Origin of the sequence: Pseudooceanicola lipolyticus (assembly GCF_002786325.1) — a bacterium.
In the GTDB taxonomy this organism is placed as follows: Bacteria; Pseudomonadota; Alphaproteobacteria; order Rhodobacterales; family Rhodobacteraceae; genus Pseudooceanicola_C; species Pseudooceanicola_C lipolyticus.
Map to the genome: position 1 here is coordinate 1 of NZ_PGTB01000439.1, position 515 is coordinate 515.

Here is a 515-nt window from a genome sequence, read left to right on the forward strand (position 1 = left end):
TGCCGCGGCGATATCCTCGGCGCTGGGGCCGCGCGGGCCGGGGGCGGGTTCGGGCGGCAGGTCGAAGGCGATCCCGGCACGCCGCGCCACCTCGACGATCTGGGCGCGCACCGGGGCGTTCCAGGGTGACTCTGGCGTGCTTTCCACCATCAGCCGGTTCCAGATATTGAAGGCGCGGTCGGGGCGGCCGGTCTGGGCCAGCATCAGGCCCCAGTAATAGCGGGCAACGCCGTTCCGGCTGTCGCGGGCCAATGCGTCGCTCAGCGCCGCTTCGGCCTCGGGCGAGACATAGCCGCCGGCGGCCAGGATCATCATGTCGGCATAGGCGGCGTAATCCGCGCCGGTTGCGGCCTCGCCCTTAAGCTCCAGCACGCGGGCCTGCGCCTGATAGGCCGCCTTGGCATTGCCGCTGGCCGCCTCGTGCCGCGCCAGCAGCGCCTGGCCCTGAAGGTCATCGGGCCGTTGCGCCACGGTGGCGCGCAGCTGGTCGATCAGCGCGGCGTAGTCGGGGCTGA

Annotated in this window: 1 protein-coding gene; it reads right to left on the reverse strand. The window is 72.2% G+C overall.

Annotated elements, in window-relative coordinates:
- Nucleotides 1-515 (reverse strand): tetratricopeptide repeat protein (locus CVM52_RS27370; protein ID WP_370741732.1); only part of this gene is annotated, 515 nt, incomplete at both ends.